This window comes from Streptomyces sp. NBC_01214, from assembly GCF_026340975.1.
Taxonomy (GTDB): Bacteria; Actinomycetota; Actinomycetes; order Streptomycetales; family Streptomycetaceae; genus Streptomyces.
This window is the reverse complement of the sequence record NZ_JAPEOS010000001.1, coordinates 3,036,439-3,056,655: the sequence shown is the minus strand read 5'-3', so window position 1 is coordinate 3,056,655 and position 20,217 is coordinate 3,036,439. Positions and strand designations below refer to the sequence as shown.

The window sequence follows — 20,217 nt, the reverse complement described above, 5'->3', positions numbered from 1 at the left end:
TCGCGCCGGCATCGCCACGCGTCAGGAAACGCCGCACGTCAGGAAACGTGGCGCGTCAGGAAACGCCGCTGCGCCGGAACATACGGGTCGCCGTGATCTCGCCGTGGATGGTCTCCGCCTCGGCGGACTGCTGCGGCAGGCCCGGGCGCAGGTGTTCCTCGACGCTGATGTACTTCAGGCCCGCCCGCAGGTCCGCGTCGTTGCGCAGGCGGATCACCAGCGGGAACTCGGCGAGGGCCGTGGTGTCGAACAGGCCGGTCGTGTAGAGCAGCTGGACGCCCAGCGCGTCGGAGACGGCCCGCTGGAGCTCCAGCAGGTACGTGGCGTTGGCGCGGCCGATCGGGTTGTCCAGGAACAGCGTGCCCGCGTGCCGGTGCTTGTCGCGGCCGCGGTCGTTGCTGCGCAGCGCCGCCATCGTGCAGTACAGGGCGATCGCGGCGGTCAGCAGCTGCCCGCCGGAGAACACGTCGCCCATCTGCCCCACCGGCACCCGCTCGGCGCGCAGCACCGCGTCCGGCTTGAGGATCTCCACGGAGATGCCCTTGGGCTCCAGGGCCGCCTGGACGCCCCTCAGCAGCAGGGACATGCCGTCACGGCGGCCCTCACCGAAGGAGGCGCTGCTGTTCTTCTTCACGGCCGCGCGGGTCGCCTCGTCGATGACCTCGCCGAGCCGCTCCGTGAGCGTGGCCTGGTCCGGCTCCTCGAAGCGGATCCGCAGGAACTCCTGGCCCGACCATTCGCCGAGTCCCTCCGGGAGCTGCGAGAGCCGCTGCGCGGAGCGGAGCGTGGCCAGGGCCGATTCGACGAGGCCGCGCAGGCGGTCGACGATGCTGTCGCGGTTGCGCTCCAGCTGGGCCAGTTCGTCGGTGAGGACGCGCAGCCGGGGTGCGAAGGCCGCGGCCCAGGCCGCCGCGTGCTCGGGCAGGGCGGAGGCGGGCAGTTCGCGGATCTGCTGGCGCGCGGGGGTGCGTACCTGCTCGTAGCGGGTGGCGTTGGCGTGCCGGACCAGGATGTCGCTCGCCTCGCGCACCGCGGACTCGGCGGCCGAGAGCTCGCCCGCGCAGCCGCGCAGGGAGCGGCGGGCCTCGGTGGCGGACTGGCGGGCCTCCTCCAGGGTGCCCGCATGGGGCACCGGCTCCTGCTCGTCGTCCTGGTGGGTGTGGTCGCGCAGCAGGTCCCGGAGCAGCGCCGCGGTCTCGTCGAAGCCGCCGGCGCCGTCCTCGGCGGTGCGGTGGGCGCGCAGCAGGTCCGCGTGGGCGGCCCGGGCGCTCTCCACGGCCGCGGTGTGGGCGGCGAGCTGGGCGGTGGCCGTGCGCAGCAGGGCCTGGGCCTGCTCGACGTCCTCGGGGACGAGCTCCTCGGGGAGTTCGGTGTGCGCCTCCCCCTCGGTGGGAGCGTGCCGTTCCGCCTCGCCGCGCAGTCGGCCGAGCTGCTCGCTGGCGGTGGACGCGCGGGTCTCCAGCATCTGTACGAGGGACTCGGCGCGGGCGGCCGCGGCCTGCCGGGAGGGGCCGTCGGCGCCGTCGGTGCCTTCGAGGAGCTGGGCGGCCCGGGTACGGACCTTGTTGGTGAGGCGGTCGAGCTCGGCCAGGGCGGCGCTCTCGTCGCTCTCGGCGCGGGCCTGTTCGGCGCGCAGGTCGGCGCCGACGCCGACCTTCTCGTAGAGCTGGGAGGCGGCGCGGTAGGCCTCGCGCAGGTCGGGCAGCGGCGCCCGGGGGCCGTCACCGTCGTTGTCGGGCAGCTGGTCGGGGGCGCCGGCGATCTCGGCGCGTTCGGCGCGCAGGGCGCGGGCGGTGCGGCGGGCGTCGTCGGCGGCGCGCTGGGCGGCACGCCGGTCCTCGTCGGCGGCGCGGGCCCGGTCCAAGCAGAGCTCGGCGCGGGCCTCGGACTCGGCGGCGTCGTCGGCGAGTTCGCGGAGCTTGGCCTGCCAGCCGGCGCGCTCGCGCAGCCGGAAGGCGAGCCCGGCGAGGGCGTCGGCGACGCGGCGGGCGCGCTGGGCGGTGTCCTGGCGCTCCTCGCGGACGCGGGCCGCATCGGCGGCGGCCTCGTCGGCCTCGGCGCGTGCGGTACGGGCCTCCGCGAGCTCGGCGTCGGTCTCCTCGGCGAACATCCGGGCGGCGGCGGCCGCCTCCGCGAGCTCGGTGAGGCGGCCGGGCGGGCAGCCGGTGCGCCAGGAGCCGAGGCGGGCGGCGAGCTCGCGGTCACCGCCGAGGCGGGCGGCGAGGTCGCGGATCTCGGTGTCGCGGGCGGCGGCGCGGGCGCGCAGCGCCTGGCGCTCCTCGTCGGCGGCGTGCTCGTCGTGCATGGCCGGGTTCGGCGGTACGAGGAACACCCCGGAGTCGGCGTCGTCGCCGGCCGGCGGCAGCGGGGCCAGCAGGGCGGCGGCCGTGCCGACGGCAACGGTGGAGCGGGGCAGCAGGGCGGCGCCGGAGAGCACCTCGCGGGCCCGGCCGTGGGTGTCGGGGTCGGTGATGACGACGCCGTCGACGAGTTCGGGGCGGGCGGCGAGGACGGCGGCGTGGTCGGCGGGGTCCACGGACTGGGCGAGGTAGCGCCAGCCGGGGAGGGCGGGAATGCCGTGCTCGCCGAGGTACTCGACGGTGGCCAGGACGTCCGGGCCGGGCGGCAGCAGGCCGCCGTCGCCGAGGGCGCCGAGGATGCGGGCGTCGTCGGCGGCCGCGGTGCGCAGCTCGAAGAGCTGGCGCTCGGCGGCCGCGACTCCGTCGGTGAGCAGTTGGCGGAGGTCGTCGGCGTTCCGGTCGAGGTCGGCGACCGTGAGCCCGCCGGCTCCGACTGCGTCGGGGCGGCCGGCGGGCCCCGCCTGGGCCGCCGGACCGGGTCCGCCGGAGCCGTGCACGGGGTGCGCAGCCCCCGCCGACGCGGCCTGCGCGCCGGATCCCGCGAAGGCGCCGGAGGTCCCGCTCTGCGTGCGCGGGTGGGGAAGGAAGGAAGCGGGCACCGCCGGGAGCCCCAGCAGCTCGGCCAGGCGCGGGGCGGTGGCGAGGGAGGCCGCGGCCCGGTGCTCCGCGTCGTGGGCGGCCTCGGCCGCGTCGGCGGCGTCCGCCGCGCGGGCGGCGGTGAGCTCGGCGCGGGACTCCGTGGCGGCGGCCTCGCGGGCGGCCTCGGCGGCGGTGCGGGCGGCCTCCCGGGACTCGTCCCAGGCGGCCACGGCGGTCTTCTCGGCGTCGGTGGCGGCGAGGGCCGCGCGGGCCGGGTCGGCGTCGGGGGCGGTGTCGTCGAGCCAGCCGGCGCGGACGGCCTCGGCGGTCTCCTGCTGGACCTCGGCCAGCCGCGATCGCAGGTGCTCGGCCTCGCTGCGGGCCCGCTGGGCGGCCGTGGCGGCGGCGGTGGCGTCGCGGTGGGCGGCCTCGCCGGTGGCCTGGAGGGCGGCGGAACGCTCCTCCTCCTCGTTGGCGAGCCGCTCGCCGTGCTCGGCGGCGGTGTGCAGGGCCCGGACGAGCTCGCCGGCGGCCGTGGCACGGGCGGCCAGTGCCGGGGCGGCGTCCCGCTCGGCCTCCAGGATCGCGGCGGCGACGCGGGCGGAGCGGTCGGCGGCGGCCCGGTGGCGCAGCACGTTCTCGGCGGCCTGCCACGCGGAGTGCAGCGTCCGGGCCTCGAGGAGTTCGCGGCGCTGGGCCGCGGCGGCCTTGTCGGCGACGGTCAGGGCCAGCGAGGCGTGCCGGTAGGCGAGTTCGGCGGAGACGGCGGCGCTGCGGGTGCGCGCGGACTCGGCGGCGGTGACCTGGTGGGCGGCGCCGGTGACCCGCTGGGCCAGGTCGGCGGCCCGGCCGCGCTCCTGGGCGGCGCGGGCGGACAGCCGCCGGGCGAGGGTGCGCGTACGGCGTTCCGCGCCCGCGTGCACGTCGCGCAGCCGGGAGCGGGCCCCGGCGGCCTCGACGATGCGGGTGAGCAGGTCCACCGAGCCCGCGGTGAAGTCCCGTTCGGCCATGAGTTCGGCGCGGCGGCCGAGCTTGTTGCCGAAGCCGTGGACGAGGTCGGCGAGACCCTCCGTGTCGCGGGTGTCGGTGACGGCGCGCAGCAGGAGGTCGGTGAAGTCGGAGTCCTTCTTGACCGCGAAGAGGCCGGCCGCCTCGCCCTCGTCCGCGTTCATCTCGCGCTGGTAGCGGAAGAGTTCGGGGTCGAGGCCGAGTTCGGTGAGGTGTTCGTTCCAGCGGTCGTGGATCTCCTCGAAGTACACCTCCAGGTGCGGGTACGCCTTGCCCGCCTCGGTGAGGGAGTCGCGGAAGCCCTTCATCGTGCGGCGGCGGCCCTGGGCGCCGGAGGCGCCTTCGACGGGCGGGCGCACGGAGGTGGCTTCGGCGACGGGCAGGCTGTCGAGGCTCAGGCCGGGGCCGGGACGGAAGGAGTACCAGGCTTCGGCGAACTTGCGCGGGTCGTTGGAGACCTGGCGGCCGCGCCATTCGCTGACCTTGCCGACGACCACGCACTCGCCGGTCTGGGTGTGCTGCCACTCCAGGGCGACGTGGCCGCAGTCGTCGGCGAGCAGGAACTTGCGCAGGACGCCGGAGCTGGCGCCGCCGAGGGTGTTGCGGTGGCCGGGGAGCATCACCGAGAAGATCAGCTTGAGGAGGACGGACTTGCCGCCGCCGTTCTCCAGGAAGAGCACACCGGCGGGCGCGGGCCGGCGCGGCGGCCCGGTGGGCTCGTCCTCGAAGAACTCCGCCTGGGTCGGCGCCGGGTGGGGCACCGGCTCGCCGACTCCGCGCAGGTCGAGCACGGTGTCGGCGTAGCGCGCACCGGCGGGCCCGATGGAGTAGAGGCGGATCCGGGACAGCTCGTACATGGCGGCGGACTCTCGTGGTGTCTGGGTGAGGCGGGACGTACGGGGATCGGGCGCGGGCCGCGGGCCCGGGGTCTCAGGCGTGGAACGGGAGCCCGGCGTCGGCGGCGAGTTCCAGGTCGTCGCCCTCGGGCGGCGGCAGCAGGGTGGCGCAGCCGTCGCTGACGGACACCACGCCGAGCTCCAGGAGCTCGGCCATCGCCGCGCTGCCCGCCATGTCACGGACCTGGAGCTGGTAGCGGGGGGTGGTGCGGTAGGTGCCTCCGGCCTCGTCACCGGTGCGCTGGAGGAACCCGGAGTCGGTGAGGAAGGCGGCCGCCTTGCCGACGATGCCGGTGGTCGAGCCCGCGAGGCGGCGGGCGTCCTTGGTGGCGCCGGTCGCACTGCGGCGGGCGTAGACGCGCCAGGCGGCCTCCAGGCCGGGGGCGTCGGAGGCCGGGTCGGTGTTCTCGCCGAGCTCCTCGGCGCGCTCCTCCAGGCGGCGGCAGGTCTGCCGGACGAAGGCGTCGACGCCGTTGACGGTGATGCGGCCGATGTAGCCGTCGTCGGCGAGGTCTTCGGGGCGCGGGAAGGCCAGGGCTGCCACGGCGAGGTGCGCGAGGCCGTGCAGGAAGCGGTCGGCGGAGTCGGCGGCGGTGCGGCGGGCGTAGTCGCCCATCCGGACGGCGAAGACGGAGTCCTCGCCGGCGGCCACGGCCATGCCGGCCCGCGGGGACACTTCCAGGACCACGAGGCCGAGGCCGGTGGCCACGGCGTCGGCGAGCCGGCCGAAGGCGGGGTCCTCGCGGTAGCGGCGGAGCAGCTCCGCGTACTCGGCGTCCCGGGCGGGGAGCAGCTTGGGCTGCAGCCCGAAGGCGACGAGCCGGGCCGCGTCGGCGGCGTCGGCGGGGGTCACCGCGGCGGTGCCGACGGGCACGGCGGGAGCCGCCGGCGCGTCGGGCTCGCTCCACGCGGGGTGCTCGGCGTGGTGGTCGCTCACGGGTGGGTCTCCTCGGCGGTGCGGGTGGTTCGGGCGGTACTGGTGGTGCCGTGCGGCGGTGCGGCTGCGTCGGCGGGGGGCGGGCTCTGCCCCTTCCCGAGGCCGGGGGCGCAGCGCGCATCCAGCCTCGCCGGCATTTGAGGCGAGGGTTCGGGCAGAGCCCGGTGCCCGGCGGAGCCGGGTTTCCTGGGGCCCCGCCCCAGACCCCGCGCCTCAAACGCCGGCGGGGCTTGATTTGGCCGAGCCGAGACTGAACGGGCCTGGCACGGCGGGCCAGCCGCGTGCAGGGTCACGAGGCCTCCGCGCGGTCGGCGGCCATGCCGGCGGCGTCCAAGAGGGCGGTGCCGACGATGAGGTCGGCGCCGCCGAATTCGTGGTCGTCGAGCTGCGTGCCGTCGTCCACCGCGAAGAGGAGCCGCTCCTCCCCCTGCCGATAGGCGGTGCCGACGGCCGGGCTCGCCGCGTGGACGGCCAGCAGGGCCACCAAGTACGGCAGTTCCGGATCGCTGCGGCGGGCCTCCGCGAGGAGCCCGGACAGCCGGCGCGGGGCGTCGTGCGGGAGGTCGAGGAGCTCCATCGCGGCGGCGAGCTGCTCCTCGCTGAAGCGGCTGTCGTCCGGGGTGGCGATGAGGTCCGGCTCGGGCATCTCCGCGCCGAGGTGCTCGCGCTCGACGGGCGGGGTCAGCAGGATCTCGACCAGGTCGGCCACCCGCACCGAGACGGGCGTGCGCAGGCCGGCGCCGGAGGCGAAGAAGGCGGTGGTCACCCGGCTCGCCTGCTCCAGGGGGAGCGGCAGCAGCGGGGCGACGAGCTGGCCGTACAGGTCGATGCCGGAGCGGGGCGCCGGGGCGGCGAAGGCCTGGCGGTCCTGTTCGGCGCGGAAGAGCGGGCCGGCGTCCAGCAGCCGGGACTGGAGCTGGGTGTGGCGGCGGATGCAGTCCTTGACGATGTCGACGAGCTCGGCCGCGCGCCGCTTGTTCTCCGGCTCCTCCGCCTCGTCGCGCGCCTTGCGGATGTTGGTCAGGATCGCGTTCTCGTGCCGGTAGCGGTCGGCGACGTGGTCCAGGGCCTCGGCGATCATGTCGGGCACGGCCTGCAGCCAGTCCACCGCCCGGACGTTGCGGCGCGTCGCGTCCAGCGTGCGCCGCAGGGTCTCGGCGTACTGGACCGTCCGGTAGCGGGCCTGCTCGGCGGCGAGCTGGGCGTCGGCCAGCCGGCCGCGGCTGATCAGCACCTCCAGCTTGACCTCGGCGGCGATCTGGGCGCTGGTGACGTCCGTGTCGAGGGCGCCGACGAGGACGTTGACGGCCTCGTCGGTGGTGCGCAGGTAGACCACGCCGCCGTAGCCGGGGACCTCTTCGATCAGCTTGAAGTCGTAGTCCCGGCGCACGTAGACGCCGTCGGGGCCGAAGGTGCCGTAGATCGCGCGGAAGCCGCGGTCCACGCTGCCGACGTTGATCAGGTTCTCCAGCACCCAGCGGGCCACCCGCTCGTGCTCGGCCGCCGGGCGGGCGGGGGCCTGGGCCGCGACGCGCGGCAGCAGCCTGGCCACTATCTGCTCGTGGTCGGCGCCCGTGTCGAAGTCCATGTTGAGCGTGATCAGGTCGATCGCGGCCAGCGCGACCTCCGCCATCGCGTAGACCCCGTACTCGCCGGCCAGATTGGCCTTGCGGACGTCGAGGTCGTGCAGCGGGGCGGTGCAGGCGAGGGCGCGCAGCCGCCGGGCCAGGCCCTCGTCGGCGGCCGGGCCCGGCGCCGGGGACGGAAGGGTCTTCGCCGGGGCAGGGAGAGTCACGGACAAAGACTAGGTCCTGTTGCTGACAACATCCCAAACGGCATGGTTCGGCCGGATCGTCCCGGCATCCGCTCCGGCCGCCTGCTCTACGCTCGGCGCATGGATTCCATGATCGCATCCGCTCGCGTGATCGACCTCAACGCCGACCTCGGCGAGGGCTTCGGGCGCTGGACGCTCACCGACGACGAGGCCCTGCTCTCCGTCGTCACGAGCGCCAATGTGGCCTGCGGCTTCCACGCCGGTGACCCGTCCATCATGCGCCGGGTCTGCGAACGGGCCGCGGAGCGGGGCGTGCGGATCGGCGCGCAGGTGTCCTACCGCGATCTGGCCGGCTTCGGGCGGCGCTCCATGGACGTGCCGCCGGGCGAGCTCGCCGACGAGGTGGCCTACCAGATCGGGGCGCTGGAGGTGTTCGCGCGGGCGGCCGGCTCCCGGGTGTCGTACGTGAAACCGCACGGCGCGCTCTACAACCGCACCGTGCACGACGCGGGCCAGGCCGCCGCCGTCGTCGCGGGCGTCCGGCTGGCGGCCGGGTCCGGTGCCACCGGGGGCCTGCCGGTGCTGGGGCTGCCCGGGTCGCTGCTGCTCGCCGCCGCCGGGGAGGCCGGCCTGGCTCCCGTACCGGAGGCCTTCGCCGACCGCGCGTATACGCCGGCCGGGACGCTGGTCCCGCGCGGCGAGCCGGACGCCGTGCTGCACGACCCGGACGCGGTCGTCGCGCGGGCCGTCCGGATGGCGGCCGAGGGGGTGGTGACGGCGGCCGACGGGTCCCGGGTCCGGGTGGCCGCGCGCTCGCTGTGCCTGCACGGGGACACCCCGGGGGCGGCCGGGCTCGCCCGCCGGGTCCGGGAGGCGCTGGGCGCGGCCGGGGTCCGGGTGGAGGCCTTCGCGTGAGGACCCTCGTGGTGGGTGGTGGGGCGCTGCTGATCGAGCTGGACTCGGCGGACGAGGTCGCCGCGCTCCACGCCGAGCTGCTGCGCCGCCGGGACGCGGGCGAGCTGGGGCCCGTACGGGACCTCGTGCCGGCCGCGCGGACCGTGCTGCTGGACGGCGTACGGGACCCGGCGGCGCTCGGTGCCCGGATCGCGCGGTGGGAGGTGCCGCCGCTCGCGCCGACGCAGGGGCCGCAGGTCACCGTTCCGGTGCGGTACGACGGCCCGGACCTGGCGGAGGTGGCCCGGCTGTGGGGGGTCGCCCCGCGGGAGGTCCCGGGGATCGTCGGCAGGGCCGTCTTCCGGGTGGCCTTCTGCGGTTTCGCGCCGGGCTTCGGCTACCTGACGGGGCTGCCGGAGCGGTTCCACGTCCCCCGCCGCGGGACGCCCCGTACGGCCGTCCCGGCGGGCTCGCTGGCGCTGGCCGGGGAGTACGCGGGGGTCTACCCGCGCTCCTCCCCCGGCGGCTGGCAGCTGATCGGCTCCACGGACGCGGTGCTCTGGGACCCGGAGCGGGAACCGGCGGCGCTCTTCGCGCCCGGGGTCCGCGTGCGGTTCACGCAGGAGGACGGCCGTGGCTGAGGGGCTGCTGGTGGTGCGGCCGGGGGCGCTGACGACGGTCCAGGACCGGGGCCGCCCGGGGTACGCGCACCTGGGGGTCCCGCGCTCGGGAGCCCTCGACACGGCGGCGTACGCGCTGGCCAACCGGCTCGTCGGCAACGCGCCGGACGCGGCGGCGCTGGAGACGACCCTGGACGGGGTCGGGCTGCGGGCCCTGGCTGCGACCACCGTGGCGGTCACGGGCGCGCCCTGTCCGGTACGGGTCTGCGGTCGCCCGGTGGCCTGGGGGGCGCCGGTCCGGCTCCCGGCCGGGGCGGAGCTGGAGGTGGGCCGGGCGGAGTCGGGAGTGCGCGGCTACGTCGCGGTGCGGGGAGGACTGGTCGGCCCGCCGGTCCTGGGCAGTCGCTCCACGGACCTGCTGTCCGGGCTGGGGCCGCCGGTCCTGTCGGCCGGGATGCTGCTGCCGGTGGGCCCGCCGGGCCCGGATCCGGCCCCCGGGGCGGATGCCTGCGGCCTGCCCGGGCCGCCTTCGGAGCTGCTGCTCCCGCTGCGGCTGGGGCCGCGGGCGGACTGGTTCACGGGGGCCTCGCTGGCCGGTCTGTGGCGGTCGGCGTTCCGGGTGTCGGCGAGGTCGAACCGGATCGGGCTGCGCACGGAGGCGGGCCCCGCGCTGGTCCGCGCCCGGACCGGCGAGCTGCCGAGCGAGGGCATGGTGCTGGGCGCGGTCCAGGTGCCGCCGGACGGGCTGCCGGTGGTGTTCCTGGCCGATCACCCGGTGACGGGCGGCTATCCGGTGGTGGGCGTGGTCCCGCCGGGCCCGGCCCTGGACGCGGCGGCGCAGGCCCGGCCGGGGATCCCGGTCCGGTTCGTGAGGTCCCGATGAAACGTTCGAGGAGGCTTCGGCCAAGTACGGAGTGAGGGGGCCGACCGGGTCCCCGACGCAGGGGAGGAACCAGGGTGCGAAGCCCAGGACAGAAGACCGGGCCACCGGATCTCACCACGCACGAGGGATTCGGCGCGTTCTACGAGGAGCACATCGACGCCGTGCTCGGGTTCGTCACCCGCCGGGTCGCCGACCCGCACCTGGCGGCGGACCTGACCGCGGACATCTTCCTCGCGGCGATGGGCTCGGCCTCCGGCTACCGGCCCAACAAGGGGGCGCCGGTTGCCTGGTTGTTCGGGATAGCCCGCAACGTCCTGTCGGGCCACGCCCGCGGGCTCGCCCGCGAGAGCGGCGCCCTGGCGCGGCTGAGCGGGCGACGCCTCCTGGAGGACGAGGACGTCGCGGCCCTGGAGGAACGGATCGACGCCCAGCGGGCCTTCAGAGCCCTGGCGGAGCGTCACGCCGCCCTTTCCGAGCCGCTGCGCGCGGCCCTCGACCTCGTGGTCATCGACGAACTCACCCCGGCCGAGGCCGCCCAGGCCCTCGGCGTCACCCAGGCGACCGTCCGCGTCCGCCTCCACCGGGCCCGCCGCGCGCTGCGCGGGACCGCAACCGCCGCCGTCACCGAAACGCAGTTGGAGGCAGCCCGATGAGCACCAGGCCCAGCGGGTTCGAGGACCGGCTCAAGGCGGCGCTGCTGGCCCGTCTCCCGCAGGAGGCCCCGGCCCCGGCTCCCGCCCGTTCCCTGACCCGCCGCTACGGCATCCCGCTCGCGGTGGGCATCGCCACGGCCGTCGTCGTCGCCGTGATGGCCCTGCCCGGCAGTACCCGCAGCGGCTCGCTGCCGTCGGTCGGTCCCAGCGGCTCGCCGAGCCCTTCGGCCGCGGACGCGCCCGAGGTCAAGAAGGACCCGGACGGCTCGCTCCGGTTCAAGGTGCCCGAGCAGGGGCAGGTCCCGGCCCTGGCAGACCGGCTCAAGGAACTGGGGGTCCAGGTCGCGCTGGTCCCTAAGCGGCCGCTGTCCGAGTGCAGCTCCGAGCTCTACGGCGGGGTCGCGGGCTTCAATCCGATGGACGACCCCGAGGCCGTGATCGTGCAGCGCGGCGATGACGGGTTGTTCCTCAAGGTCAACGCGAAGACGGTCCCGCCGGGCTACGCGCTCGCGTTCGCGTGGGCGGAGCACTACCCGCTGGGCGATCGGGGGTTCAGCTTCAACGTGGTCGAGACGGCCAAGGTCCCGTCCTGCACGCTCGACTACTCGGAAGGCCTGGAGGAAGCACTGAAGGCGCGCTCCGAGCCCCCGAAGGATCCCGGCAGGACCATCGAGATCCCCGAGCCCAAGCTCGCAGATCTGCCAGAGGTGGTCCGGAGCCTGCGGGAACAGGGGGTCAGCGTCGCGCTCACCGAGCTGAAGCCCCCGTCGGAGTGCACACACCTGGGCCGCGGGTACCGGGGTCGGCAGGCCGACCCCGAGGCCGAACTGACCCGGGGGCGGGAGGAGGGCACGCTGAGGATCAACTCCAAGACGGTCCCTCCGGGGTACACCCTCGTCTTCAAGAAGCCGTTGAGCGGGTCGGACCCCGGCGCCACGGTCGGGTACGGCGTGCAGAAGACGTCCGAGGTCACCGCCTGCGAGATCGACTACCCGGCGGGCGGGTGACGACCTCTTCGCGATGAACCCCGGACGCCCCGGCCTTCCTCAGGCCGGGGCGTCCGCGCGTCCGCGACCTACTACACGGCGGACTCCGGGGCGATGCGGCTGCGGACGGCCGACTGGACGTCCTCCTCCTCCGCCGGGTCGGCGGCCAGGCGGCGCAGCCGGGGCGCCACGCGGGCGTCGGCCGTCTCGGCGTGGCGGGCCGCCACCTCGCGGGTGGTCTCCTCGCAGTCCCACAGGCATTCGACGGCGAAGCCCGCAGCGAAGGTGGGGTCGGTGCTGGCCAGGGCCCGGGCGGCCCGGCCGCGCAGGTGGGACGAGGCGGTCTCGCGGTAGATGTGGCGCAGCACGGGGGCCGCGCAGCCGACGGCGAGCCGGCCAGCGCCGTCCACCAGGGCGAACAGGCGCCGGGTGTCCGGGCCCGCGCCGCGCACGGTGGAGCGCAGGGCGCCCAGCACCAGGCCCGCGTCCTCGGCTCCGCCGCGGGCGGCCAGGATGGCCGCGGCGGCCTCGCCGAGCGCGTCGGGGCGGTGGACCCAGCGTCGGGCCCGTTCGACGGCCTCGGGGCCGCACATGCGCTCGTAGGCGGCCACGGCGGGCTCGTCGGCGGCGGCTTCGATGAGGTCCAGCACGGCCGGGTTCTCCGGCTCGGCGAGGACCAGGTGGTGCAGGGCGGTGGCCCGGGCGGCCTCGCCGTCGGCGCCGGCGGCGGCCGCGAGGATGGCGGAGCGGTCCTCGGGCTGGGCCACGGCGGCGAGGCAGCGGGCCGCGGGGACGTGCAGCGGGGTACCGCGGCGCAGTCCGTCGGCGGCCCAGTCGAAGACGGCCTGGACGCCCCAGCCGGGCCGGGGGCCGCTCGGGGTCATCTGGCGCTGCCAGCGGTCGAAGGAGCCCTGCTGACGGGCGGCGCCCAGGCGCTCCCCGTACTGCGGGGTCTCCTCCCACAGGCACCACGGACGGGGCTCGTAGGCGTCGCGGACGGCGGCGGCCAGCCGCGCCTCGCCCTCCGCCGTGGCGGGGAAGCGGGCGAGGACGGCCGGGGCCAGGGACCGCAGGCCTTCGTCGTCGTCGCGCAGGGCCAGCTCGTCGAGCGCCCAGGCCCAGTTCGCCCCGGAGGCCGCGTAGCGGCGCAGCAGCATGAGCGCGTCGTCGCGGCCGTAGGAGGCCAGGTGGCCCAGGACGGACAGGGCGAGGCCCGTGCGGTGGTCCTCTTCGTCGACGAGGTCGTCGGCGCTGAAGAGGTGGGCCTCGATCTCGCCCAGTGGACCGGCGAGGTCCAGGTACAACCGGGCGTAGTACAAGGAGCGGTTCTCGACCTGCCAGTCCTGGCGCGGGTCGCGGAGCACGCACTGGTTGAGGGCCTCGAGGGCCTCCGCCCTGGGTGCCGCGAGTGCGTGCAGCGTGCCGTCGCCACGGCCTCGCTGAAGGAGACCGAGCAGGGTACCGCTCGGTGCTATGACTGGTTCGAACATGGGAATGGCCTCAAATCAAGCTGGGGACGCAACCGGGAATCGGGATTCACAGGGCCGCGTAACAGCATGTGAGGACGTCCGCCGTCATGTTCCGCTCGATGTAGACCATTGCCTTCTTCTCACTCTCGTCGGTGCTTCGTGACCATGGAGGCCGGGCCGGCCGGATCACGCTTCGTGTCTCGCCCGCTTCTGCCCGTCCCCCGTGCTCGCGAATCGAATCCGACGCCATGATGACCCAGCCGGTTTGTGCGCCGCGACCACATTTATGGCCGCCGTGACCAACCTGTGAGGTCGGGATGTGTCCGGGCCCGGCCAGATCCCAGGCAAAACCGGACTACTCGGCTCCGAAAAGTTCCAGCAGGTCGGCCTTGGCGAACATGCGCGCCGTGTCCACGGCGGAGGGCGTTCCGGCCTTCGGGTCGGCCCCGCCGGCGAGCAGGGCGCGGATGACGGCCCCTTCGCCCTTGAAGACGGCGCCGGCGAGCGGGGTCTGGCCGCGGTCGTTGGCGCGGTCGGCCTCGGCGCCGCGGGCCAGTAGGGCCGACACGGCGTCGGCGTGGCCGTGGTAGGCGGCGAGCATGACCAGGGTGTCGCCGCGGTCGTTGGTGAGGTTCGCCGGGACCCCGGCGTCCAGGTAGGCGGTGAGCGCCTCGGTCTCACCCTGGCGGGCGAGGTCGAAGATCTTGGTGGCCAGCTCGATGACGTCCTCGTCGGGGACGTCCTGGGAACCGGAGGCCCCGGCTGCGCGCTCGCTCATGGTCCGTACCGCCTTTCACTCGTTGCTGACATGGTCCGCCCGCCCGTCACGACGTCGAAGACCCGGTCGGGGGCCGGGCGGGCAGGGGGGTGCACGGCGCTGCGTCCGTACGGGTGAATCGTCAGAGTAGCGCCCTGGCCTGCACATGTCCGGGTCGGGCCGAGGCAATGATCACCATCGACTCCCTACGCGCCGGGCATGCCGGCCGGACAGGGCCGGTCAAGTGAAAAACCCGCGAATTCACCCATACGCACCTTTTGTCGCATTGATACTTCCTGTGAGCCTGGAACAACTGATGGTGACTGTCCCCACCAACCAGGAGAAGAACTCATGGTCCTGTCCATCTCAGGCGTGGTCCTGCTCGGCATCATCTGCTTCCTCTTCTTCAAGAAGGACGGGATGAAGCTGACGCACGCGTTCGTCTGCGCGCTCTTCGGCTTCTTCCTCGCCGGCTCCGCCATCGCCCCGAGCATCACGGCGAGCACGGCGAGCCTCGCGAGCCTGCTCGGCGGGATCAAGCTGTAGCCCGGCCGTCACGCAGCGACACCAGCAGCACCCGGAACACCGTCACACCCACAACTCCAGGAGACGCCCGTGGCCCGGCGCCCACTTCCCCGCATCCTCAGCAGCGGCACCACGTCGCTGACCCGGGGCCGCGACCTCGCTCGCACGGCCGCCGACAATGCCACGGACGTCATCCATCCGCTCCTCGTGATCGGACGCGGCCTGCGCATCCTGGCCGCGGCCGGGCGGCGCCGGTGGTCGCAGACCCCCAAGGACAAGCGTGGTCCCGCGCTGTTCCTGGGAGCCGCCTGCGTCCTCGTGGTCGCACTCGTCCCCTACGGCCCCCTCCTCACCCTGATCACCCTGATGGCGGCGGCGGCCTGGCACGGACGCGACCGCACCCCGGCGAAGACCGGACCGAGCGATGCCGAGACCGAACGGCTCGGCTCCCTCTACGAAGCCCTCGTGCCCTACTTCTCCCTCCCCGAAGACCCGAGTCCGCTCTTCGCCCACGGCGGGGACTGGGACAAGGCCTTCAGTGGCTACGAGTTCGACACGGCGGGCCGCATCACCCGGCTCCGCATCCGCTACCCGGCCTACTTCACCGACGGCGAGGCCACCTCACGGGCCCGGATCGAGGCCCTGCTGCACGCCAAGTCCGGGCGCGAACGGGAGTACCTCTTCGACTGGGACGAGGAGGGCAACCAGCTCGACATGAGGGTGCTGGCGGCGCTGCCGACGGGCATCGCCGCCCAGTCGTTCGTCACCTCCCCCGGCGAGACCGTGCTCGGCTTCACCGACGCCGGCGGCGTGCACCGCACCCTGCCCGTCCTGGAAGGCGACGAGCCCCGGGACGTACCGCCGGTGATCTGGCGCACCGGGCCCCGCTCCACCGAACCCCACCTGCTGGCCGTCGGCCAGCCCGGCAGCGGCACCTCCACCCTGCTGCGCTCCGTCGCCCTACAGGCCCTGCGCCACGGGGGCGACGTACTGATCGTCGACGGCGGCGGCAGCGGCGAGTACTCCTGCCTCTCCGGCCGGAGAGGCGTCCTCGCCGTGGAATGCGGGCCGGTCGGGGCGCAGGCCACGCTGGAATGGGCCGCGCAGGAGACCGAACGGCGGCTCATCGCCACCCACCGGGCCCGGGAGGTCGGACGGCCCGCGCCCGAGGACACCCGACGACCCCTGTGGATCCTGCTGGACCGGCCGAGCGTGCTCGCCCACCTCGCCATCGCCGGGGGCGGCCCCGACCCGCTGGCCCAGCTACAGGTGCCGTTGCGGCACGGCCGGCCCGCGCACGTCACCGTGGTGGTGGTCGAGCAGTTCGGGCACCTGGAACTGCTGACCGACGCGGTCTGGCAGCACACCCGCGCCCGCGTCGTGCTCGGGCCCGCCGCGGTCCAGCAGGTCGCCGACGTACTGGGGCTGCCGCCGCACACCACCCCGACGGCACAGGTGCCGCCGGGGCGCGGGTACGCCCGGCTCGGCACCGGGCCCGTGCACCGGCTCCAGGTGCCCGCCACCCCGGACCCCTACGACGAGGCAGCACACCCGGCGTACCGCCAGGCCGTGCTGGAGCTGCTGCCGGGCCGGCCCGCGCCCGGCGGGGGCGGTGGGCGGGACCGGAGCACGCTGGACGAGCCGCTCCAGGGGCAGCCGCCGGCGCAGGGCCCGGCTCCGGACGCCCCGGAGCTTCCGGAGGTGCCGGCCGAGGCTTCGTAGGCCGGCTCCCCCGGAGCTTCCGGACGTGCCGGCCGAGGCTTCCTAGGCCGGCTGCGGCGGGCTACGCCACGAACGTGCGCGGCGGCTCCGCCCCGCTGCCGCCCGCACCCGTGCCGACCAGCCGGGCCGCCGCCGCCAGCCGGGAGGCGGCCTCTTCGGCCACCGGCCCGCCCACGGTGAACGGCAGCCGGACGTAGCCCTCGAAGGCCCCGTCCACGCCGAACCGCGGCCCCGAGGGGACGCGTACCCCGACCCGCTCCCCCACTTCGGCCAGCCGGGAGCCGGAGAGCCCGCCCGCACGGGCCCACAGGGTCAGACCGCCCTGCGGCACCGCGAACTCCCAGTCCGGCAGCTCCCTGCGGACCGCCGCGACCAGCGCGTCGCGGTTCTCCCGGGCCTGCGCGCGGCGGATCTCGACGGCCTCCTGCCAGCCCCCGGTGCGCATCAGCCAGTTCACCGCGAGCTGCTCCAGCACCGGGGTGCCCAGGTCGGCGTAGGCGCGGGCGGCGACCAGGCTGCGGATCACGTCGGGGGCCGCGCGGACCCAGCCGATCCGCATGCCCGCCCAGAACGCCTTGCTGGCGGACCCGACCGTGATGACCGTGCTGCCGGCCGGGTCGAAGGAGCACACCGGGCGGGGCATCTCCAGACCCGGGTCCAGCCGGAGCTCCAGCATGGTCTCGTCGGCCACCAGGACGGTGCCGGCCGAGCGGGCGGCCTCCACCATCGCGCGGCGCTGCTCCTCGGAAGCCAGCGCTCCGGTCGGGTTGTGGAAGTCGGCGACCACGTAGGCGAGGCGGGGGGCCGAATCGCGCAGCACCTGGCGCCAGACGTCCATGTCCCAGCCGCGCAGGCCGTCGGCCATGGCGACGGGCACGAGGCGGACCCCGGCGGCGCGCATCAGCTGGAGGATGTTGGCGTAGGAGGGGGACTCGACGGCGATCCGCTCCCCGCGCCCGGCGAAAAGAGTGCAGATGGCGTCGATGGCGCCCATCGCTCCGGTGGTGACCATGATCTGCTCGGGCATGGTGGGGATGCCCTGCTCGGTGTAGCGGTCGGCGAGCATCCGGCGCAGCGCGGGCAGGCCCGCCGGGTAGTCGCCGTGGGTGTGCGCGTACGGCGGCAGCTCCTCCAGGGCGCCCTGGACGGCCTTGGTGAGCCAGGGCTCGGGGGCCGGGAGCGCGGCGCAGCCGAGGTCGATCATCGAGCCGAGGGACTCGGGCGGCAGCGGTTCGAGGCCCCGGGCGGGCAGCGGGTTCCCGGCCGGTACGGAGGTCCAGCTGCCGGCGCCGCGGCGGGACTCCAGGAACCCCTCGCTCCGCAGGGCCTCGTAGGCGGCGGCGACGGTGGTGCGGCTGAGGGAGAGGGACACGGCCAGTTCCCGCTCGGCGGGCAGCCGGGCGGCGACGGGGACGCGGCCTTCGAGGACGAGCAGGCGGATGCCGTCGGCGAGGGTCCGGTAGGCGGGCAGCTTGCGCGCCCCGGGGACACTGGGCCGCTCCTGCTGGGAGGTGATGAGGCGGGCGAGCTGTGCGGCACCGACCGCTGAGGTCCATTCGGCCATGCTGTCCGGTCCACCTTCGTCGAATTGGCCCCGCCCGACCCCGGGCGCGGCCCGTATTGGATTGCTTCCGCCCCCACACCCTGCCACGCCGGGGTCCACCGGGACCAGGGGCTGGGGTACCCGAACGCTCGGCGGTGGGGGGCGCACCGCTGCGGCGGCGCGCCGTTCACCCCGCAGCCACCGGGCCGCACCGCCCCCACGGGCAACAAGAGGCATACTGCCGCCGTGACGCACGTACGCCTTCGCCATCCGTATCTGGACCACCCGGCTCCGATCCCCTTCGCGCACCGGGGCGGTGCCGCGGACGGGCTGGAGAACACCGCCGCCGCCTTCCGCCGGGCCACCGAAGCGGGCTACCGGTACTTCGAGACCGATGTGCACGCCACGGTGGACGGGAAACTCGTCGCCTTCCACGACTCCACGCTGGACCGGGTCACCGACGGGCAGGGACGGATCGCCGAACTGCCCTGGAAGAAGATCCGTGAGGCCCGGGTGGGGGGCACCGAGCCGCTGCCGCTCCTCGAAGAGCTGCTGGAGGAGTTCCCGGACGCCCGCTGGAACATCGACATCAAGGCCGAGTCGGCGCTGCACCCGCTGGTCAACCTGATCGCCCGGGCCGGGATCTGGGACCGGGTCTGCGTGAGCTCCTTCTCGGAGAGCCGGGTGGCCCGCGCCCAGAAGATCGCCGGGCCCCGGCTGGCGACCTCCTACGGCGTACGCGGGGTGCTCGGTCTGCGGCTGCGCTCGTACGCCATTCCCGCGGCCCTGCGGGTGGGCGCGGTGGCGGCGCAGGTTCCGGAGACCCAGGCCGGCATCCGCGTGGTCGACCGCCGGTTCGTACGGACCGCGCACGAGCGGGGACTCCAGGTGCACGTCTGGACCGTGAACGAACCGGAACGTATGGAGGCTCTCCTCGACCTGGGTGTCGATGGCATCATGACCGACCGGATCGACATCTTGCGCACGGTGCTGGACCGGCGTGGGGCCTGGGCCTGACGCGGCCTTCACCCCCGCCCGGGCCGGAGCACCGCTGCGGAACGGGACCAGCGAGGGGGACACCGCATGAGTGCGGAAGAGCGCAGCAGGACCGAGGAAGCGGAACCCGGGGCGGAGGACGGCAGAGCCGCCGCCCCGGCGGAGCCGAGCGCCCCTACGGACGCGACCGCCGCGACGGAGCCGACCGCCGCGACCGCCGCGCGCAAGCGCGAGCAGCGGGGCTGGTACTTCTACGACTTCGCCGTCTCGGTCTACTCGGCGAGCGTGCTGACCGTGTTCCTCGGGCCCTACCTCACGGCCGTGGCCAAAGCCGCCGCGGACGCCGAGGGCTTCGTGCACCCGCTGGGCATCCCGGTGCGCGCCGGATCCTTCTTCGCCTACTCGGTCTCGGCCTCGGTGATCCTCGCCGTCCTGCTGATGCCGCTGGTGGGGGCCGTGGCCGACCGGACCGGACGCAAGAAGCCGCTGCTGGCCGCGGCCGCCTACACGGGCGCCGCCGCGACCGCCGGAATGTTCTTCCTGGGCGGTGAGCGCTACCTGCTGGGCGGCCTGCTGCTCGTCGTGGCGAACGCCTCCCTGTCCGTCTCGATGGTGCTCTACAACGCCTACCTGCCGCAGATCTCCACCCCCGACGAACGGGACACCGTCTCCTCGCGGGGCTGGGCCTTCGGCTACACCGCCGGGTCCGTGATGCTGGTGGTGAACCTGGTGCTCTACATGGGGCACGACTCCTTCGGCCTCTCCGAGGGCATGGCGATCCGGATCTGCCTGGCTTCCGCGGGCCTGTGGTGGGGGGCCTTCGCCCTGATCCCGCTGCGCCGGCTGCGGGACCGGGCCGTGGTCCGGGAGCCGGGGGCGGCTCCGGCCGTCAGCGGCTGGAAGCAGCTCGTCGCCACGTTGAAGGACATGCGGCGCTACCCGCTGACCCTGTCGTTCCTGCTGGCGTACCTGATCTACAACGACGGCGTGCAGACCGTGATCTCCCAGGCCTCCATCTACGGCTCGGAGGAGCTGAAGCTGGAGCAGTCCACCCTGATCGGGGCGGTACTGCTGGTACAGGTCCTGGCGGTGGCGGGCGCCCTGGGCATGGGCCGCCTCGCCCGGACCTACGGAGCCAAGCGGACGATCCTGGGCTCGCTGGCCGCGTGGGCGGTGACGCTGGCGGCCGGATACTTCCTGCCGGCCCGGACCCCGGTGTGGTTCTTCGCACTCGCCGCGATGATCGGGCTGGTGCTGGGAGGCAGCCAGGCGCTCTCGCGCTCGCTGTTCTCGCACCTGGTACCGGCGGGCAAGGAGGCCGAGTACTTCTCGGCGTACGAGATGAGCGACCGGGGCCTGAGCTGGGTGGGGCCGCTGGTGTTCGGCCTGACGTACCAGCTCACGGGCAGCTACCGGGACGCGATCATCTCGCTGGTGGTCTTCTTCGCACTGGGATTCGTGCTCCTGGCGCGAGTGCCGGTGCGGCGCGCGGTGGAGGCGGCAGGCAATCCTGTACCGGAGCGGATCTGAGGGTGGGTCCGCGAGCGCGCTCCGCCCGGATCTACGAACGAATTCCGAACGAATTTAGACGTTGAAGCAAAGGGCCGGTAGTGTA

15 protein-coding genes are annotated in these 20,217 nt (G+C 74.9%); 9 read left to right on the top strand and 6 right to left on the bottom strand.

Annotated features, from left to right (window positions below):
• Positions 1 to 55: 55 nt before the first annotated feature.
• From OG594_RS14610 to OG594_RS14600, 3 genes are all read right to left on the bottom strand, one after another.
• A complete protein-coding gene (locus OG594_RS14610) occupies positions 56 to 4,804 on the bottom strand; it encodes a hypothetical protein (RefSeq protein ID WP_266598876.1) in 4,749 nt (1,582 codons plus the stop codon).
• A 73-nt stretch (positions 4,805 to 4,877) separates the two neighbouring features.
• Positions 4,878 to 5,780: a hypothetical protein gene (locus OG594_RS14605; protein WP_266598874.1), complete on the bottom strand. Its 903-nt coding sequence runs from the start codon at positions 5,778 to 5,780 to the stop codon at positions 4,878 to 4,880.
• A gap of 289 nt (positions 5,781 to 6,069) precedes the next feature.
• Positions 6,070 to 7,575, bottom strand: coding sequence for a hypothetical protein (locus tag OG594_RS14600; RefSeq protein ID WP_266598872.1), 1,506 nt, complete (start codon positions 7,573 to 7,575; stop codon positions 6,070 to 6,072).
• Positions 7,576 to 7,674: 99 nt separating this feature from the next.
• Here OG594_RS14600 and OG594_RS14595 point away from each other — a divergent pair, with 99 nt between their 5' ends.
• The 5 genes from OG594_RS14595 (at position 7,675) to OG594_RS14575 (ending at position 11,611) form a co-directional block, all read left to right on the top strand.
• Positions 7,675 to 8,469 carry a LamB/YcsF family protein gene (locus tag OG594_RS14595; RefSeq protein ID WP_266598870.1) on the top strand — a complete coding sequence of 265 codons (795 nt, stop codon included), beginning with the start codon at positions 7,675 to 7,677 and terminating at the stop codon, positions 8,467 to 8,469.
• A complete protein-coding gene (locus tag OG594_RS14590; protein WP_266598868.1) occupies positions 8,466 to 9,089 on the top strand; it encodes an allophanate hydrolase subunit 1 in 624 nt (207 codons plus the stop codon). Before OG594_RS14595 ends, OG594_RS14590 begins: the two co-directional genes overlap by 4 nt.
• Positions 9,082 to 9,951, top strand: a complete 870-nt coding sequence (locus OG594_RS14585; RefSeq protein ID WP_266598866.1) for a biotin-dependent carboxyltransferase family protein — start codon at positions 9,082 to 9,084, stop codon at positions 9,949 to 9,951. Before OG594_RS14590 ends, OG594_RS14585 begins: the two co-directional genes overlap by 8 nt.
• Positions 9,952 to 10,025: 74 nt before the next feature.
• Positions 10,026 to 10,604 (top strand): RNA polymerase sigma factor, encoded by a 579-nt coding sequence (locus OG594_RS14580; protein WP_266598864.1) that lies wholly within the window; start codon positions 10,026 to 10,028, stop codon positions 10,602 to 10,604.
• Entirely contained in the window at positions 10,601 to 11,611 is a 1,011-nt protein-coding gene (locus OG594_RS14575; protein ID WP_266598862.1) for a hypothetical protein, read from the top strand. The genes OG594_RS14580 and OG594_RS14575 overlap by 4 nt, the downstream gene beginning before the upstream one ends.
• Positions 11,612 to 11,682: 71 nt before the next feature.
• Here the strand turns inward: OG594_RS14575 and OG594_RS14570 are convergent, their stop codons facing one another.
• Both OG594_RS14570 and OG594_RS14565 read right to left on the bottom strand, forming a co-directional pair.
• On the bottom strand, positions 11,683 to 13,080 hold the full coding sequence (locus OG594_RS14570) for a HEAT repeat domain-containing protein (RefSeq protein ID WP_266598860.1): 1,398 nt from the start codon (positions 13,078 to 13,080) through the stop codon (positions 11,683 to 11,685).
• A gap of 334 nt (positions 13,081 to 13,414) precedes the next feature.
• A complete protein-coding gene (locus OG594_RS14565; RefSeq protein ID WP_266598858.1) occupies positions 13,415 to 13,837 on the bottom strand; it encodes an ankyrin repeat domain-containing protein in 423 nt (140 codons plus the stop codon).
• Positions 13,838 to 14,167: 330 nt separating this feature from the next.
• Between OG594_RS14565 and OG594_RS14560 the strand changes: the two genes are divergently transcribed.
• Both OG594_RS14560 and OG594_RS14555 read left to right on the top strand, forming a co-directional pair.
• Entirely contained in the window at positions 14,168 to 14,362 is a 195-nt protein-coding gene (locus OG594_RS14560) for a hypothetical protein (RefSeq protein WP_007262923.1), read from the top strand.
• A gap of 69 nt (positions 14,363 to 14,431) precedes the next feature.
• Positions 14,432 to 16,063 carry an ATP-binding protein gene (locus OG594_RS14555; protein WP_266598856.1) on the top strand — a complete coding sequence of 544 codons (1,632 nt, stop codon included), beginning with the start codon at positions 14,432 to 14,434 and terminating at the stop codon, positions 16,061 to 16,063.
• 61 nt (positions 16,064 to 16,124) lie between these two features.
• Here the strand turns inward: OG594_RS14555 and OG594_RS14550 are convergent, their stop codons facing one another.
• Positions 16,125 to 17,627, bottom strand: a complete 1,503-nt coding sequence (locus OG594_RS14550) for a PLP-dependent aminotransferase family protein (protein ID WP_266598854.1) — start codon at positions 17,625 to 17,627, stop codon at positions 16,125 to 16,127.
• A gap of 225 nt (positions 17,628 to 17,852) precedes the next feature.
• Between OG594_RS14550 and OG594_RS14545 the strand changes: the two genes are divergently transcribed.
• Together OG594_RS14545 and OG594_RS14540 are read left to right on the top strand one after the other, a co-directional pair.
• Positions 17,853 to 18,623, top strand: coding sequence for a glycerophosphodiester phosphodiesterase (locus OG594_RS14545; protein WP_266598852.1), 771 nt, complete (start codon positions 17,853 to 17,855; stop codon positions 18,621 to 18,623).
• Between the two features lie 66 nt (positions 18,624 to 18,689).
• Complete coding sequence (locus tag OG594_RS14540; RefSeq protein ID WP_266598850.1) at positions 18,690 to 20,132, top strand: MFS transporter; 1,443 nt, start codon at positions 18,690 to 18,692, stop codon at positions 20,130 to 20,132.
• The last annotated feature ends 85 nt before the right edge of the window (positions 20,133 to 20,217 follow it).